A 630-nucleotide genomic window follows, 5' to 3' on the forward strand; every position below is an offset into this window, starting at 1 on the left:
CCGATGAAGGTGATGGTACTATAGATACCGATGGGGACGGACTTCCCGATAGTATCGATATCGACGACGACAACGACGGTATCCCTACCAATGTAGAGGCGCAGACCACGGCTGGTTACATCCCTCCTACCGGGAACGATTCCGACAACGACGGGCTGGACGATGCATACGAATTTAGCGGTGACCAAGGCCTTACCCCTGTCAACACCGATGGTACCGATGCTCCGGATTATCTAGATCTGGATTCCGATAACGACACCGTACCCGATAACAACGAGGGGAACGACTTTAACGTTGACGGTATTCCGGATTGGACTTTTACGGGTACGGATGCCGATGGCGACGGGCTGGACGATGGCTACGAAGGCAGTGACCTAAACGACGGGTTCGACGTAAACGATGAAATTAACGACCCTGCGAACGACCTCCCTGATACGGATGGTACGGAGGATGTGAACTATCGTGATCTTGACGATGATGGAGACGGTATCGATACACCGGACGAGGATGCCGATGGTGACGGAGACCCTACCAACGACGATACCGATAGTGATGGTACTCCTGATTACTTAGACCCGATTGATGATAGATTAATGGACCCTAATTTTGAGGATATTACTATTCTTTGTG

Annotated in this window: 1 pseudogene; it reads left to right on the forward strand. The window is 51.1% G+C overall.

What is annotated here, in order from left to right:
* Positions 1 to 630 (forward strand): annotated as a pseudogene (locus tag ACFQZJ_RS14340) (gliding motility-associated C-terminal domain-containing protein); the annotation flags it as partial.

The sequence above is a fragment of the Maribacter chungangensis genome, from assembly GCF_042676845.1.
Taxonomy (GTDB): domain Bacteria; phylum Bacteroidota; class Bacteroidia; order Flavobacteriales; family Flavobacteriaceae; genus Maribacter; species Maribacter chungangensis.